Source organism: Streptomyces sp. V4I23, from assembly GCF_030817975.1.
GTDB lineage: Bacteria > Actinomycetota > Actinomycetes > Streptomycetales > Streptomycetaceae > Streptomyces.
In genome coordinates, this window is sequence record NZ_JAUSZW010000004.1 from 482,562 (window position 1) to 496,951 (window position 14,390).

The 14,390-nt window shown below is 72.6% G+C and carries 14 protein-coding genes and 1 pseudogene; 7 read left to right on the forward strand and 8 right to left on the reverse strand.

Going from position 1 to position 14,390, the window contains the following annotated elements; all coding sequences use genetic code 11:
- Positions 1–110 precede the first annotated feature (110 nt).
- On the forward strand, positions 111–1,616 hold the full coding sequence (locus tag QFZ82_RS04500) for a DUF6056 family protein (protein ID WP_307711878.1): 1,506 nt from the start codon (positions 111–113) through the stop codon (positions 1,614–1,616).
- On the opposite strand, the gene QFZ82_RS04505 is transcribed toward QFZ82_RS04500, so the two are convergent.
- The 3 genes from QFZ82_RS04505 to QFZ82_RS04515 all read right to left on the reverse strand — a co-directional run bounded on the left by QFZ82_RS04505 (position 1,591) and on the right by QFZ82_RS04515 (position 4,001).
- The gene (locus QFZ82_RS04505) at positions 1,591–2,568 is read right to left on the reverse strand and encodes a glycosyltransferase family 2 protein (RefSeq protein ID WP_307711879.1); all 978 of its coding nucleotides are present in this window, start codon (positions 2,566–2,568) and stop codon (positions 1,591–1,593) included. The two genes, QFZ82_RS04500 and QFZ82_RS04505, sit on opposite strands and share 26 nt — an antisense overlap.
- 374 nt (positions 2,569–2,942) lie before the next feature.
- Entirely contained in the window at positions 2,943–3,188 is a 246-nt protein-coding gene (locus QFZ82_RS04510; RefSeq protein WP_307717984.1) for a hypothetical protein, read from the reverse strand.
- An 84-nt stretch (positions 3,189–3,272) separates the two neighbouring features.
- Positions 3,273–4,001 (reverse strand): hypothetical protein, encoded by a 729-nt coding sequence (locus QFZ82_RS04515; RefSeq protein WP_307711880.1) that lies wholly within the window; start codon positions 3,999–4,001, stop codon positions 3,273–3,275.
- 70 nt (positions 4,002–4,071) lie between these two features.
- On the opposite strand from QFZ82_RS04515, the pseudogene QFZ82_RS04520 reads away from it, so the two are divergent.
- Positions 4,072–4,782 (forward strand): annotated as a pseudogene (locus QFZ82_RS04520) (LysR family transcriptional regulator); the annotation flags it as partial.
- 194 nt (positions 4,783–4,976) lie between these two features.
- Here the strand turns inward: QFZ82_RS04520 and QFZ82_RS04525 are convergent.
- Complete coding sequence (locus QFZ82_RS04525) at positions 4,977–5,942, reverse strand: endonuclease/exonuclease/phosphatase family protein (RefSeq protein ID WP_307711881.1); 966 nt, start codon at positions 5,940–5,942, stop codon at positions 4,977–4,979.
- Complete coding sequence (locus QFZ82_RS04530; protein ID WP_307711882.1) at positions 5,935–6,597, reverse strand: hypothetical protein; 663 nt, start codon at positions 6,595–6,597, stop codon at positions 5,935–5,937. Before QFZ82_RS04530 ends, QFZ82_RS04525 begins: the two co-directional genes overlap by 8 nt.
- A gap of 141 nt (positions 6,598–6,738) precedes the next feature.
- Here QFZ82_RS04530 and dnaN point away from each other — a divergent pair, with 141 nt between their 5' ends.
- A complete protein-coding gene (gene dnaN / locus QFZ82_RS04535) occupies positions 6,739–7,857 on the forward strand; it encodes a DNA polymerase III subunit beta (protein WP_307711883.1) in 1,119 nt (372 codons plus the stop codon).
- 8 nt (positions 7,858–7,865) lie between these two features.
- Here the strand turns inward: dnaN and QFZ82_RS04540 are convergent, their stop codons facing one another.
- Positions 7,866–8,753: an ATP-grasp domain-containing protein gene (locus QFZ82_RS04540; protein ID WP_307711884.1), complete on the reverse strand. Its 888-nt coding sequence runs from the start codon at positions 8,751–8,753 to the stop codon at positions 7,866–7,868.
- Between the two features lie 157 nt (positions 8,754–8,910).
- Between QFZ82_RS04540 and QFZ82_RS04545 the strand changes: the two genes are divergently transcribed.
- Complete coding sequence (locus QFZ82_RS04545) at positions 8,911–9,651, forward strand: carbonic anhydrase (RefSeq protein WP_307711885.1); 741 nt, start codon at positions 8,911–8,913, stop codon at positions 9,649–9,651.
- A gap of 38 nt (positions 9,652–9,689) precedes the next feature.
- Here QFZ82_RS04545 and QFZ82_RS04550 read toward each other — a convergent pair whose 3' ends face one another.
- A complete protein-coding gene (locus QFZ82_RS04550) occupies positions 9,690–10,418 on the reverse strand; it encodes a class I SAM-dependent methyltransferase (RefSeq protein ID WP_307711886.1) in 729 nt (242 codons plus the stop codon).
- A 137-nt stretch (positions 10,419–10,555) separates the two neighbouring features.
- Here QFZ82_RS04550 and QFZ82_RS04555 point away from each other — a divergent pair, with 137 nt between their 5' ends.
- The 3 genes from QFZ82_RS04555 (at position 10,556) to QFZ82_RS04565 (ending at position 13,470) form a co-directional block, all read left to right on the forward strand.
- Positions 10,556–11,581, forward strand: a complete 1,026-nt coding sequence (locus tag QFZ82_RS04555; protein WP_307711887.1) for an SPFH domain-containing protein — start codon at positions 10,556–10,558, stop codon at positions 11,579–11,581.
- A complete protein-coding gene (locus QFZ82_RS04560; RefSeq protein ID WP_307711888.1) occupies positions 11,578–12,477 on the forward strand; it encodes a hypothetical protein in 900 nt (299 codons plus the stop codon). Before QFZ82_RS04555 ends, QFZ82_RS04560 begins: the two co-directional genes overlap by 4 nt.
- Before the next feature lie 342 nt (positions 12,478–12,819).
- Entirely contained in the window at positions 12,820–13,470 is a 651-nt protein-coding gene (locus tag QFZ82_RS04565) for a DUF4360 domain-containing protein (protein ID WP_307711889.1), read from the forward strand.
- A gap of 80 nt (positions 13,471–13,550) precedes the next feature.
- Here the strand turns inward: QFZ82_RS04565 and QFZ82_RS04570 are convergent, their stop codons facing one another.
- A complete protein-coding gene (locus tag QFZ82_RS04570) occupies positions 13,551–14,357 on the reverse strand; it encodes an amino acid ABC transporter ATP-binding protein (RefSeq protein ID WP_307711890.1) in 807 nt (268 codons plus the stop codon).
- Positions 14,358–14,390 lie beyond the last annotated feature (33 nt).

The window sequence follows — 14,390 nt, forward strand, 5'->3', positions numbered from 1 at the left end:
GGGGCCTGTCGTGGCGGCCCGCCGATCTTGCCCGGCGGAAGATGGAACGGCGCACCCGGGATTCACCTCTTGGATGCCGGACCGTCAGTTTTGCGAAGGGCAGGGATGATATGGCCGTCGACGCATCCGGCGTCACCGTCGCGCGGGAACCGGGCGGGCTCGCCGCTCCGGAGCGGCGGAACGGCCCTCGGGGTGCTTGGGCGTCCTGGTGGGCCGCCTGGCCGTTCGCCCTGGCCGCCCTGCCGCTTGGTCTGCTCGGGCTGGCATCGTGGTTCGGACGCCATGTGCGGCCCGGCGCCGACGAGTGGTGCTTCCTCCCCGTGGTCCGCGACCACGGCGTCTCGGGCCTGATCGGCAAGTTCTGGTACACCGACAACGGGCGTCTGGGCAACGGCCTGATGGTGGGTCTGTACGCCAAGTTCCCTGTCGCAGGGCACCAGTGGTTCGGCCTGGTCAGCGGCGTCCTGATGCTGGGGCTGCTGTGGGCCCTGACCGCGCAGGTGCTGCGCAGGACGGGCCAGTCCGTGCCGCGCGGGGTGCCGCTGCTCGTGGCCGCCATGGTCATGGCGGTGTTCCTGTTCGCCACGCCGAACACGTACAAGACGTTCTACTGGCCCGCCGCGTCCGTCTCGCACACCCTGGCGCCGGTCCTGGCGTGCGCCGCCGCGCTGCCGCTGCTGCGGGCCCGGAACCGCGCCGGGCGGGTCGCCGCCGTGGTGACGGTGGCGGTCGCGGGCGTGTTCATGGGAACGCTGTCGGAAGAGGCGTCGGTCGTCGCCCTGGTCGTGCTGTCCGGCGCCGTGCTGTTCGCTTCGCGCCTCTTCACGCCCGGCGCACAGCGGTTCGCCCGCCTCTGGTCGCTCGCGGGCATGGCCGGTGTCGGCGTCGGCACGCTGCTGCTGGTGACATCGCCGGGGTCGCGCAACCGGCGCGAGCGGTACGGCGCCGAGAGCATGTCCATGCTGGCCCCCGAATCGCTGCTGGGCTCCCTGCGCGGCTTCGCGCACATCCTGGCCACGGTGTTCTCGACCTGGCAGTACGTGGGCGCGGTGGCCGCGGGAGTGCTGCTGGGACTCGTGGCACGCAGCCGCCGGTCCGACCGGCCGTCGTTCCTCCTCCCGTGGCGGCCGCTGCCGCTCCTCGCGCTGGGCGCGCTCGCGTTCCTGGTCTCGGGCTACCTGTGCACCGTCATCACCTATCCGGTGTTCGGGGCGCAGGTGGTGACCACGGAGCGGACCTGGAACGACTATCTGCTGCTGTACATCGTGCTGCTGGTGACCGCGGGCGCAGTCCTCGGCCGCAGGCTGCGGCGCCACCGTCCGGGCGCCGCGACGGCGACGGCCGCGGCGCTGTGCGCCGCGGCCGTGCTCGGGCTCGTGGCCCCCCTCGTCTCCCTCGGCCACGACATGCAGGTGCGGGCCGAGCGGTGGGACCGCCAGGACCGCTCGCTGCGTGCGGGCGCCGCGCGGGGCGAGACACAACTCCCGTACACGCCCGTGTCGGTGGCGAGGATGCTGGAGCCGTTCAGCAACAACGGGCGCCGGGTATGGCCCGCGCAGTGCGTCGCCGACTACTACCACCTGGAGAAGGTCACTTACTCGAAGCGGCTTCCCTGACGGATGCCTCCTGCCGCGCGGTGGCCGTCTCGTCGGTCTCGCGGATCACGTAGTGGGGCCGCCGTTTGGCCTCGTGGTAGATCCGGCCCACGTACTCGCCGATCACCCCGAGCGTGACGAGCTGGATGCCGCCGAGTCCGACGATCGCGGCGATCAGCGTGGCGTAGCCGGGCGTGTCGACGCCGTTGACCAGGGAGTTGCCGACGATCCATGCCGCGTACGCGAGGGCCGAGAGCAGCAGCCACAGGCCGGTGTGGATCGCGAGGCGCAGCGGGCGGCTGTTGAAGGAGAGCAGGCCGTCGATGCCGTAGTTCAGCAGCCGCCGGCCGCCCCACTTGGACCGGCCGGCGGCGCGCTGCACATTCGTGTAGGTGAAGTTGACGGTGTCGAATCCGATCCAGGAGAAGAGTCCCTTGGAGAAACGGTTGGACTCCGGCAGGGACAGGATCGCGCCGACCGCGCGGCGCGAGAGCAGCCGGAAGTCGCCTGCCCCGTCGACGATTTCGACATCCATGAACCGGCGCACGAGTCGGTAGTACGCCTGGCTGAGCGCGGTGCGGACCACGCCCTCGCCGGTGCGGTCGCGCTGGGCGACGACCTGGTCGTAGCCGTGACGGTGCAGTTCGAGCATCCGCGGGATCAGCTCGGGCGGGTGCTGGAGATCGGCGTCCATGAGGACGACGACATCGCCCTGCGCCATGCGCAGTCCGGCGAGCATCGCGGCTTCCTTGCCGAAGTTCCGGCTGAAGGAGGTGTACCGCACGCGGGCGTCCGCGGCGGCCAGGTCCTTGAGGTGCACCCGGGTCCGGTCGCCGCTGCCGTCGTCGACGTAGCAGATCTCGAAGGTCGTCCCCGTCGGCTCCAGAGCGACGACGAGGGCCTTGTGGAACTCCTCGATGACCTCGCTCTCGTTGAAGCACGGCACGACGACCGAAGTATGGACCGTTGTCATCTCACTCCATGCGCTGTGATGCGGGCGGGCTGCGGCGTTGCGCCCGTTGCACTGGGGGAAGATGGCCGTCCGTCCGCCGAGGTTGCCTCCATGGTGGTAACGGTGCCGGTCCGTCGCGCGGAGCGGTCCGCCCCCGGCGCGTGTCGGCTGCCCCGTTCGGCTGTAGCCCTCTGGGACGGGTTGACGGCCGTCGCCCGTCCACCGTGGCGTTGCGGCAGCTGCCACGCGGGCAGCGGACGCGCAGGATCTTCACGGCGGTACGGCGCGGCCCGGGGCGGCATCCCGCGATCCGTGCGTTTCCGCGAGGCGCTGCGGCCGGCCGCGGCAAGCCGACCCGCCCGCCCGGCTTTCCGGTCTCCGGAATATACTTTCCATCAAGTGACATAGGGTGGGGAGAAGGATCGTGTCTGCACAGGCGGCGCTGCCGCGCCGGGCGGTGGCCGAACTGGTCGGCACCGCCGCACTCGCACCTTGAGCGCTCGGGCCACCTGCTCCTGGCTGACCCCCGCGGCCTCGCGCAGACGCTTGCGCTCCGCCGGTGCGGGCAGCTTGTCCTGGGCCGCCGCCTGTTCCAGCAGCGCGTCCACCGCAGCGAACAGCTCCGCCTGTTCGTTGGCCACGCGGATCACCTCCGCGTCCACCCTCGCCCCGATCGCACCCCGGATCGCACACCGAACACACCGGCCCCGCAGACGACCCCGAGGTCACGTCCCCTGACCCGCGTGCTCCGCGGCCGCGAAGGCGAGGGCTCGTACGACCGGGTGCGGGCGCGTACCGTCGCCGGCGAGTTCGGGCTGGAAGAGCGTGGCGAAAAAGAAAGGATGGCCCGGAAGTTCCGCGATGCGGACGTCGCCGGTCTCGTCCCATCCGCTGAAGCGCAGGCCGTGGTCCCGCAGCACGTCGAGATACGCCGGGCTCGTGCCGTACGAGCAGTGGTAGCGCTCCACGGTCCGCTCGGCGCCGAGGACGCGTTCGGCCAGCGAGCCGCGCTCCACCTCGACCGCGCCCTCGTGTCCGACCAGCGAGCAGGCGAGCGGGACGATCAACGGGTCCTCTGCGCCGGGGCGGTTCTCCGCGTGGGCGGCGTCCTTCAGGGAGCACACGGACCGGGCGTACTCGAGGACCGCGTGCTGGAATCCCCCGCACGTCCCCAGGAACGGGATGCCCCGCTCCCTCGCGGCGCGCACCGCGGCGATCGCGCCCGCCTCGCTCGCGTACGGGCTGCCCGGAACGAGCCAGAGCGCGTCGAAACCGTCGAGGGCGCCGGGCTGTTCGGCGTCCGGGGTCGGGATCCAGTAGGCGTCCAGGACGAGTTGGTCCCGCTCAGCGAGGGCCTGCAGGAGCGCGGGGATACGGGCATGGGCGCGGACGCCGGGCGAGCGGTCGCCGACGAGGGCGAGACGGGCCGATGAGGTGCGGTACGAAGCGGACATGAGTACATCCTGGCCCGCCCGACATGTTCAGCACCAACGATGTTTCATGACCCTTCCATCAGCGATACTGATGGGCCATGGATCCGCATCTGCTGCGCACGTTCGTCACCGTGGCCCGTCTCTCGGCTCGTTCTCGGCCGCAGCGCGCGAACTGGGTTACACCCAGTCCGCCGTGTCGCAGCACATCGCCGCCCTGGAGCACGACCTTGGCGCCCCGCTGTTGCTGCGCCGACCCGTCGTCCCCACCGAGGCGGGGACACGTCTGCTGGAGCACGCGGGGCCGCTGCTCCTGCGGCTCGACGCCGCACGCGCCGACATGGCCCGGCTGCTGTCGGCGCCGGCCTGTCGGCTCACGCTCGGGGTCACGCCGCTGGCCATGTCGTCACGCCTGAGCCGGGCGCTCGCCGAAGTGCGGTGCGAGCAGCCGGGGCTGGAGGTCGCCGTGCGGGTCACGGGCCATTCCGTGGCCGTCCGGGGCGCCGCCACCGGAGAGCTGGATCTCGCGCTGGTCGACGGCGTGGCCGCACCGAGCGATCCCCTGTACCTGCCGGAGGCGGGACCGCTCACGGCCACGGGTGTCGCCGAGGAGCCGTCGGCCGTCGCGCTGCCCGCCGGGCATCCGCTGGCCGGCCGTGACGGCGTCCGGCTCGTCGATCTCGGCGACGCTCGGTGGATCGACGCCCCGGAGATCGCGGTGGGGCGCGACCGGTTGAGCACCCTGTGCGGGTACGACGGGTTCCCCGTGTCGCTGCGGTACGAGGGGACCGACGTGCGCGGGCTGATCGCTCTGGTCGCCGCCGGGCACGGCCTCGCGCTCCTGCCGCGCTCCGTGCTGGAAGGTGCGTGCGGCGTGGTGGACCGCGGTGACGATGCCGCGCACGGTGCACCGGATCGAGGCGCTGCACGGCGGGACGGGGCCGGCGGCTCTTCTGGCAGCCCGGCTCGCGTCCCTGCCGGGCGGGGCGGCGGACGCCGTCAGAGCCTGATGCGGGCGACGAGGGGCAGGTGGTCGCTGCCGGTCGCGGGCAGCGACCTGACGTCGACGACGGTCGCGGACCGGGCCATGATCTGGTCGATCCTCGCCACGGGGAACGCCGCAGGCCAGCTGAACGCCATGCCCGGTCCCGCCACGCGCAGCCGGGAGCCGAGCGGATCGAGGCCGCGGTCGTCGACGGTGGCGTTGAGGTCACCGAGCAGGATCACGCGGTCCACCTCCTCGGCGGCGATCGCCTTGGCCAGCAGGGCCGCGCTCTCGTCCCGCCGGGCGGAGCCCAACCCGTGCGGCACCCCGAGGCGGACCGAGGGCAGGTGGGCCACGTAGACCGCGACGTCGCCCTCGGGAGTCCGCACGGTGGCGCGCATCCCTCTGTTCCAGTCCGGCCCGATGCCACGGGGCCTGATGTCCACCGGCCGTACGTCGTCGAGGGGATGGGCGGACCACAGGCCCACGGTGCCGACCACCGCGCGGTGGGGACAGTGAGCCGCGAGCGACTCGGCGTACACGGGCAGCGCCTCGGGGGTCACCTCCTCCAGGGCGACGATGTCGGGTCGCTCCCGCAGCAGCGCCCTCGCGGTGCCTGCCGGGTCGGCGTTCACATCACTGACGTTGTGCTGCACCGCGACGATGTCGTGGGGCTCGTCGCCGGCGGGCAGCAGCAACGGGCCGAAGTGGCCGAGCCATGCGGCCGTTGGCAGGAGGAGGGCGACGAGGGCCGTGACCGACCTCCGCAGCAGAGCGGGGACGAGCAGCACCGGCACGGCGAGGCCGAGCCAGGGCAGGAGGGTCTCCAGCAGACTGCCGATCCGGCCGGGCGTGTTCGGTACGGCCCGGTGAAACGTGAGCAGGAACGCCGTGACGACGGCGCACGCGGCGACCACGCGCCCGCGGCGCGGCAGCCGGACGCGCCGCCAGAAGCACACTGCCGATCCGGGCTCAGACATCGAAGGTCTCGAGGGTGACGAGCGCCGTGGTCCCGTTCTCGTGGCGCACGGTCAGCCGGACGACGTCCGCGCCCGTGGGGGCGGCAGTCCCGGTACCGGTGGCCGATGCGTCGGGGACGGCGGCCGTGGCGGACGGAGTGGCGGTGGCGGCCGTCGCGGACGGAGTCGCGATGTCGGCCGTCGCGGAGGGCGTGGGGTCGGCGAACGGCCCCGCGGGGCCGTCGCTTCCGCCGATCTCGATGCAGATGTGCTCGGCGCAGTGCTCCTCCGGCCGGGCATTCGGGTACGCCGACGCCAGCCACTCGTCCACGTCCTCGCGCGGCATCCGGAACGTGCCCCGGACCACGTCGTCCATCCAGTCGTCGACGCTGCAGTCCTCGTCGGTGGTCCTCTCCGGGAGCGTGCCGTGGGCGAACTCCATCGCCGCCGAGCAGCTGATCGTGGAATGCGTGCCGAAGGGATCGTCGCTGACCATGAACGAGACCATCACCCACGCGAACCACCCGGCCACCAGGCCGCCCAGGGCGACGGGCAAGGCGACCACCGCCCACAGCAGCCGGCGCGGCCACCTGCTCCGCCGGCCGTCCGGCGGGTGCCCCTCCGCGTTCCGTGCCGTCGTCCCCGCTGCCGCGCCGGCGTCCTCCGTGTCGCCCACGACACCCCCCTGTACCCGTTCGTCCCGCGAGGCCCCTCACCTCTTCCGGTGCCCACGATCCTGCCAGGCCGCTGTGACAAGGAGGTTGTCAGTGGTGGCCGATAGCGTCGAAGCGTCGCCGTCGACGAGGAGAGGGTTCGCATGGAGTTCCGGATCGAACGCAGTGAGCTGGCCGAAGCGGTCGCGTGGGCGGCCCGTGTGCTGCCCGCCCGCTCACCGGTTCCCGTGCTCGGCGGCCTCCTCCTGGACGCGGGCTCCGGGACGCTGGGCATCTCGGGCCTGGACTACGAGGCGTCCGCGCGCATCGAGGTCGAGGCGGACGTAGTGCGCCCGGGACGGGTGCTGGTCATGGGGCGCAGACTGGTCGACGTCTGCAAGGTGCTTCCCGCCGGCACGGTGGAGTGCTCGGTCGACGGGTCGCGGTTCTCGGTGGTGAGCGACGGTGCGCGGTTCGGGCTGTCGGTGCTGCCGTTCGACGACTACCCGGCCCTTCCTGCGCTGCCGGAGTTCCGAGGGGTGGTGGACGCCGAGGTGTTCTCCGCGGCGGTCGGTCATGTGGCGGTCGCCGCGGGGCGGGACGACGCGCTGCCGGTGCTCACGGGCATCCGGGTGGCCTTCGACGGCGAGACGATGACGCTGGCCGCGACCGACCGCTACCGGTACGCGGTGCGTAGGCTCGGCTGGAAGCCGCAGGCGCCGGACGCGTCCGGTGAGGCCGTCGTCTCGGCGCGCCGCCTCACCGACATCGCCCGCTCCCTGGCCCGCTCGGGGATGGTCCGGATCGCTCTCGACACGGGCTCGATCGGCTTCGAGAACGGCGGCATGCGGATCACGACCCGGCTGCTGGAGGGGCGACTGCCGCGTCACGACAAACTGTTCGGGCTCACACCGGCAGCCGTCGCCGTCACCGACCGCGAACCACTGCTGGAGGCGGCGAGGCGGGTGGCCGTCGTCGCAGAGGGGGACAGCCCGATTCAGCTCGACTTCTCGGACGGCTGGGTGTGTCTGCGCGCGGGGTACGAGGACGATGTGGCCTCGCAGCGGCTGCCGTCGACGCTGGAGGGCCCACCGGAGATGAGGGTCGCCTTCAACCCGTCGTATCTCGTGGACGCGCTGTCGTCCTTCGACGCGCCCGTGGTCCGCCTCGACCTGCTCGGTCCGGGACAGAGGGCCCTGCTGACCGGCCTGACGTCTGCCGACGACAAGGACCCGGCGCCCCCGCACCGTCATCTGCTGATGTCGGTGAAGCCGCTGGTGTGACCCGGCCGTCAGCCGGTTCCGACCAGGAGCGTGGCGAGGTGCGCGGGGTCGACATCCCGGGGCAGGTCGCTGACCTGACCGTCACCCACCTCCACCACGCGCCACACGCCGTCCGTGCGCAGCGCGACGTCCGTGGTGACGAACCGGCAGCCAGGGGCCCGGACGGCAGGGGCGATGTGGCCGAGTTCCGGTTCGGGGCCGCTGCGGTGGGGGCTGTCGGGGTGGGGTGTCACCAGCCGGGGTTCTCCGTCGAGCCACCAGACGCGCAATTCGGCTGGTGGCTCGCCGCGGTCGGCGAACGGCTCGAAGGCGCGCAGCACGATTCCGCCGGTGAGGTATTCGCCCTGGAGGTCGGCGAAGCGTGCCACGACACGCCGCACCCCTGCGCCGTCGGCGAGGTCGGGGACGTAACAGGCTTCGTCCCAGGCGTCCTTGCGGGACTTGACGTAGTCCTTCACCACGGCGGGCCCGGCCGGCAGCCGGGCCGCGAGCGCCGCGAGCTCGCCGGGTGGGGGCACGGGGTCCGCAGCGGGCGGGGCGGGGTGCCAGACGCTGGCGGGCGTGACGTCACCGAAGGTGGCGTACCAGCCGGGCAGTTCGTGGGCCGACCGGTAGCGGTCGGGGGCGGTGAGCAGTTCGGCGCCCCGCCGCCGGAGCGCTTCGGCCAGGGCGCTGTACGTCTCGGACGGCATCATCCAGCGCCGGTACCAGACGCCGCCGAGTCCCTGCGGGACGCGGGCGACCGCGGCGTCGGCGTCGCCGGCCAGCAGGGTGTCGTGGTCGAGGAGGGCCACATCGCCGCCCGCCCTCCGCACGGCCTCGGCCTCTGCGGCGAAGTGCGCGTCCACGCGGCGGGAGTCGAGGGGGTCACGGCAGTGGAGGACGGGAGTGGACATGCGGGCCACCCTATGCGGGCGGCCCGGCGCGATGCCCGCGCGATTCATATAGGCGAACCCTCGACCTCTTACGGCACCGGCCAAGGTTTGTCCAAGCAGGCGCAAAGAACTTCACGTGACGAACACCTGACCGGGAAGGCACTCTACGTTCACGTGCGTGACAGTCATCCGACAGACCGACAAGCCGGTGGGCGAGAGCCGCCGGACCCTGCTGCGCGCGGCCGTCGCCGGTGGGGCGCTCGCCACCGGGGGCCTGGCCCTCGGAGCCGTACCGGCGTCCGCGGCGCCCCGCACCGCGCCGCCACGCCCGCGGCCCACGACGCCGTCCGCCGCGCTGCGCGAACTGGCCGCCGGCAACCGCCGTTGGCGGACCTTCCACCAGCAGCACCCGCACGAGAGCGGAGCCGTGCGCGAGACCCTGGTCCGCGGGCAGCACCCGTTCGCCGTGATCCTGGGCTGCATCGACTCCCGGGTACCCCCTGAGCTGATATTCGACCAGGGTCTGGGCGACCTGATGACGGTGCGCGCCGCGGGCGAGGTGCTGGACGAGGCCGTGCTCGGCAGCGTGGCGTACGGCGTCCTGGAGCTCGGCACACCGCTGGTCGTGGTGCTCGGGCATCAGGCGTGCGGAGCGGTGAGCGCGGCGGTGCGGACCGAGGAGACGGGCGAGGAACTGCCCGTCCACATCCAGTACATAGCCGATCGCATACGCCCGGCCATCGACCACAGTCAGCAGGGCGAGGCGCGGATCGACTCCACGATCGACCGCAATGTCGCCATGGTCACCCGCCGGCTGGCCGAGGAGCCCGACCTCGCCGCCCGGATCGCCACCGGCGCCCTGGCGGTCGTCGGCGCACGCTACGAGCTGACCTCGCAGCGGGTGCACACCCTCACCTGACGCGTAGCCCGGCAGGGCGTTCGTACGCCGCGGGCCCGTCAGTCGCGCCGCCGCGCGACCACGAGCCGGGCGCGCGGCGCGCCGCCGGGCAGCCGGCCGAGGTCGGCGAGCGGGATCAACCGGACGTCGAAACCGGCCTGTTCGAGGTCGGCGAGCACCCCGGAGAGCGGGAAGGTGCGGTAGTACATGATGAACTGCGGCCGCCACAGGGCGTTGCGTACCCGCATGACGACGTCGAAGGCGAGCAGCGTCCAGTAGAGCCGGGTCCGGGGGCCCGGCGGTGCGAGCACCGGGAAGGCGAAGAGCCCACCCGGCCGCAGGGCGGCGTGGGCGCCGGCGAAGAGCAGGGGCCGCTCCTCCGGCAGGAAGTGGCCGAAGGCGCCGAAGCTGACGGCCAGGTCGAAGTCCCGCTCGAAGGGCAGAGCGCGTGCGTCCGCCCGCACCCAGGAGACGGCCGGCGGGCCGCTCGTGGCCGCCGTCGCGCGCGCGGTGTCGAGCATGCCGGCGCTGAAGTCGACACCGGTGACGCGGTCGGTGCACAGCGCGCGCAGCATCCCGGTCCCCGCGCCGGTGCCGCAGCAGATGTCGAGGCCGGCGGCGAACGGGCCGAGCGGCCGCAGGGACCGCGCGACGGAGTCGAGGATCGGGTCCGGGGTCCGGAAGGGGGTCAGGTCGAACTTCGGCGCGAGCAGGTCGTAGCCCCGCTGGGTCGAGGACAGTGCCTGGACGGCCAGTTCCCTGAGGGTGGGCCCGTGTGCGGTGAACATCGGCGATCAGCCTAACGGCCGGGACTGCGGCGGTCACCGGTCTGCCCGGCGCCGCCCCCACGAAACTTATCTCGTCTGATTGATGATAAGCACTCCGGTCGACTATCGTCATAGTGACGAAAAGAGGGGGTACTCCCATGGCCGACATCACCGCACGCCTCGGCTGGCGCCACCTGCGCGCCGCACCCACCGCGCACATCCGTCACCACAAGCGCGGCCGGCTCGCCCACGAGGGGCCGGGACTGAGCTTCTGGTTCCGGGCGCTGACCGCCGCCCTGTCCGAAGTGCCCGTCGACGACCGCGAACTGGCGATGTCCTTCCACGCGCGCACCTCGGACTTCCAGGACGTGGGCGTCCAGGCCACGGTGACGTACCGGATCCACGACCCCGCCACGGCCGCCGCCCGCCTCGACTTCTCCGTCGACCCCGACACCGGCGCCTGGCGCGGCACACCGCTCGAGCAGATCGCGAACCTGCTCACCGAGACCGCGCAGCAGCACGCGCTGGACGTGCTGGCCCGCACCTCACTGGCGTCCGCACTCGCGGACGGTGTCGCCGCGGTACGCGATCGCATCGGCGCGGGCTTCGCCGACGAGCCCCGGCTGCCCGCGACCGGCATCGAGGTCGTCGCGGTCCGTGTCGTCGCGATCAGGCCCGAGCCCGAGGTCGAGCGCGCGCTGCGCACTCCCGCCCGCGAACAGATCCAGCAGGAGGCCGACCGCGCGACGTACGAACGCCGAGCCGTGGCCGTGGAGCGCGAGCGCGCCATCGCCGAGAACGAGCTGGCCAGCAAGATCGAACTGGCGCGCCGCGAGGAGCAATTGGTCAAGCAGAACGGCACCAACACACGACGCCGGGCGGAGGAGAGCGCTGCCGCCGACGCGGTGAAGGCGGACGCCGAGGCGTCCCGCACCGTCCGGCTCGCGCGCGCGGAGGCCGAAGCGGCGCAGCAAGTGGGCGCGGCGCGCGCCGAGGCCCAGGCCGCGTGGCTGCGGGTGCACGCCGATGTCGACCCCGCGACGCTGCACGCGCTGGCGGTGACCCGCCTCGCCGAGAACCTGCCGCGCATCGAGAGCCTCACCCTCTCCCCCGACGTCGTCACCTCCGCGCTCGTCAGGCTCGCCGGGGCGCCGGGGGCCGGCGGTACGGCGGCCGGGGCATGAGCCTCGCGCCGCGTGCCGTGCTCGTCCACCGCGCCACCGAGTACGAGGAACTGCTCGCCCGGCACGGCACGCACGGTCAGGCGGACTTCTTCCTCTCCTCGCGCGGCCGGAGCATCCGGGAGGTGGCCGAGCGGCACCGGCGGACGCGGCAGGCGCTGGCGGACGTCGCGGGGGCGGTGCCGCTCCCGTGGCGCCGCGCCCGGGTCGAGCGGTCGGACCTGGACCGCTTCCTGTTCGCGCCCGAGGACGTGGTGGTCGTCGTGGGCCAGGACGGACTGGTCGCCAACACGGCGAAGTACCTGGCAGGACAGCCCGTCATCGGCATCGACACCGAACCGGGCCGCAACCCGGGCGTCCTGGTGCGCCACCGAGCAGCGGACGCCGCCCGCCTGCTGCGCTCCGCGGTCCTGCCGGGCCGCCGGACGGACGACCTGACGATGGTGGAGGCGGTCACCGACGACACCCAGCGCCTGGTGGCACTCAACGAGATCTACCTCGGGCGGGCCGGCCATCAGACGGCCCGTTACCGGCTCGGCCCGGACGGGGACACGGAGGGCGCCGAGACCCAGGCGTCGTCAGGCGTGCTCGTGGGCACGGGCACGGGCGCCACGGGGTGGCTGCGCTCGGTGTGGCAGGAGCGGGGCAGCACCCTCGCGCTGCCGTCACCGGCGGACCGCCGGCTGATCTGGTTCGTCCGGGAGGCCTGGCCGTCGCCGGCCACCGGCACGGCGCGGGTCGCCGGGGCGCTGAGCGCTGCGGAACGGTTGCGGATCACGGTGGAGTCGGACCGGCTCGTCGCGTTCGGCGACGGCATGGAGTCCGACGCACTGGAGGTGACCTGGGGCCAGTCCGTCCACGTGGGCGTCAGCGACACCGCGTTGCGCCTGCTGGACTGAGGCGTGCCGGACCGCAGGGTCGGGACCCGGCCACGAACGGGCCGTCCGGCACCCCGTTCAATGGCCGGTCCTCGACTGTTCGCCCCTGTCAGTGGTTTGTACCATTCGACCACTCCCGGTCCGCACCGACCGTGCAGCACCGGCTCAGACTGTCATGCACATGATGGTTCAACTTCTGGCAGTCTCGCCGCCGTTCGACGCGTTCCCTGAAACACAGCTCGATCCAACGCACTTGGTCCGTGACGGCCGGCGCGCACCACCGCCGGCCGCACCCCCCACCTCGCGCCGGGCGCCTTCGCGCGCGCCCGGCACCTGGCACCGAAAGCAATGGATGGGAGAACCATGAAAGCCGGTCTACTGGTGAGCGGAGCGGTCGCTGCTCTGTTCGCCTCCGCGCTGCCCGCGCAGGCCAGTCCGTCGGGCATCACCGACCCGCCGCCCGACAAGATCGTCATCGACGTCGCGACCGTCAACGGCTCGGGATGCCCCCTGGGCACCGCCGCCGTCGCCGTATCGGAGGACAACACCGCCTTCACCGTGACGTACAGCGACTACCTGGCCCAGGTGGGCGGCGGCTCGTCGCCGACCGCGTCGCGCAAGAACTGCCAGCTCAACCTTGTCGTCCACGTCCCCCATGGCTTCACCTACGCCGTCGCCAGCGCCGACTACCGCGGCTACGCCTCGCTGCAGGCCGGCGCGAGCGGTACGGAGAAGGCCTCGTACTACTTCCAGGGGTCGCCGAGCACCGCCTCGCGGTCGCACACGTTCCAGGGCCCGTACGAGGACAACTGGCAGGCCACGGACGAGACCGACTGGGCACAGCTGGTGTGGGCGCCCTGCGGCGTGCAGCGGAACTTCAACATCAACACCGAGCTCCGCGTCAACGCGGGCGCGTCGGCCCCCGCGGCGACGAGCTACATGACCATGGACTCGACGGACGGTGACATCAGCACGATCTACCACCTGGCGTGGAAGGAGTGCCCCGGACGCTGACCGGGAGAACGGACCACCGCGAAGGCCCCGGCCTGGCATCCCCCTCCCGGCCGGGGCCGTCAGGTCCGTCGGGCCGGGCGTCAGCGTTCCTTGTCCGGACCGTCCGCCGTCCTCTCGGCGCCGGGCTGTTCGGCCGCCGCCGGATCGAGCAGCCGCATCAGGAAGTTGCGCGTCCGCTCGTGCTGGGGGTTCCCCACGACCTGCTCCGCCGGGCCCTGCTCGACGATCACTCCGCCGTCCATGAAAACCACCCGGTCGGCGACCTCCCGGGCGAAGCTCATCTCGTGCGTGACGACCATCATGGTCATCCCCTCGGCGGCCAGCTGGCGCATGACCGCGAGGACGTCGCCCACCAGTTCCGGGTCGAGCGCCGAGGTCGGCTCGTCGAAGAGCATGACCTCGGGGTCCATGACCAGCGCGCGGGCGATCGCCACCCGCTGCTGCTGACCGCCGGACAGCTGCGCGGGATACGCGTCGGCCTTGTCCGCGAGACCGACCCGCTCCAGATTGCGCCGGGCCACCTCGGCGGCCTTCGCCTTGTCCCGGCGCAGCACCCGCCGCTGGGGCAGGGTCAGGTTCTCCGTGACGTTCACGTGCGGGAAGAGGTTGAACTGCTGGAACAGCATGCCGATCCGGCGGCGTACCGCGTCGATGTCGACATCGAGGTCGGTGACCTCGGTGCCGCCGACGAAGACCTGGCCCTTCGTCGGCTCCTCCAGCAGGTTCACGCAGCGCAGCAGCGTCGACTTCCCGGACCCCGAGGGGCCGATGACGCAGACCACCTCGCCCGCCGCGATGTCGAGGTCGATGCCGCGCAGAACCTCGTTGTCGCCGAAGGACTTGTGGAGCCCCCGGATCTCGATCTCGGTACGGCCCGTGGCGCTCATGCTCCCGCTCCCCGCCTGTGTCGGCTTCTTGGG

Excerpts from the sequence above, each read along its gene's own strand:
- QFZ82_RS04500 (WP_307711878.1), top strand. The coding sequence starts at position 111 with ATGGCCGTCGACGCATCCGGCGTCACCGTCGCGCGGGAACCGGGCGGG.
- QFZ82_RS04550 (WP_307711886.1), bottom strand. The coding sequence starts at position 10,418 with ATGTTCACCGCACACGGGCCCACCCTCAGGGAACTGGCCGTCCAGGCA.
- QFZ82_RS04505 (WP_307711879.1), bottom strand. The coding sequence starts at position 2,568 with ATGACAACGGTCCATACTTCGGTCGTCGTGCCGTGCTTCAACGAGAGC.
- QFZ82_RS04540 (WP_307711884.1), bottom strand. The coding sequence starts at position 8,753 with ATGTCCACTCCCGTCCTCCACTGCCGTGACCCCCTCGACTCCCGCCGC.
- QFZ82_RS04555 (WP_307711887.1), top strand. The coding sequence starts at position 10,556 with ATGGCCGACATCACCGCACGCCTCGGCTGGCGCCACCTGCGCGCCGCA.
- QFZ82_RS04515 (WP_307711880.1), bottom strand. The coding sequence starts at position 4,001 with ATGTCCGCTTCGTACCGCACCTCATCGGCCCGTCTCGCCCTCGTCGGC.
- QFZ82_RS04570 (WP_307711890.1), bottom strand. The coding sequence starts at position 14,357 with ATGAGCGCCACGGGCCGTACCGAGATCGAGATCCGGGGGCTCCACAAG.
- dnaN (WP_307711883.1), top strand. The coding sequence starts at position 6,739 with ATGGAGTTCCGGATCGAACGCAGTGAGCTGGCCGAAGCGGTCGCGTGG.
- QFZ82_RS04560 (WP_307711888.1), top strand. The coding sequence starts at position 11,578 with ATGAGCCTCGCGCCGCGTGCCGTGCTCGTCCACCGCGCCACCGAGTAC.
- QFZ82_RS04525 (WP_307711881.1), bottom strand. The coding sequence starts at position 5,942 with ATGTCTGAGCCCGGATCGGCAGTGTGCTTCTGGCGGCGCGTCCGGCTG.
- QFZ82_RS04565 (WP_307711889.1), top strand. The coding sequence starts at position 12,820 with ATGAAAGCCGGTCTACTGGTGAGCGGAGCGGTCGCTGCTCTGTTCGCC.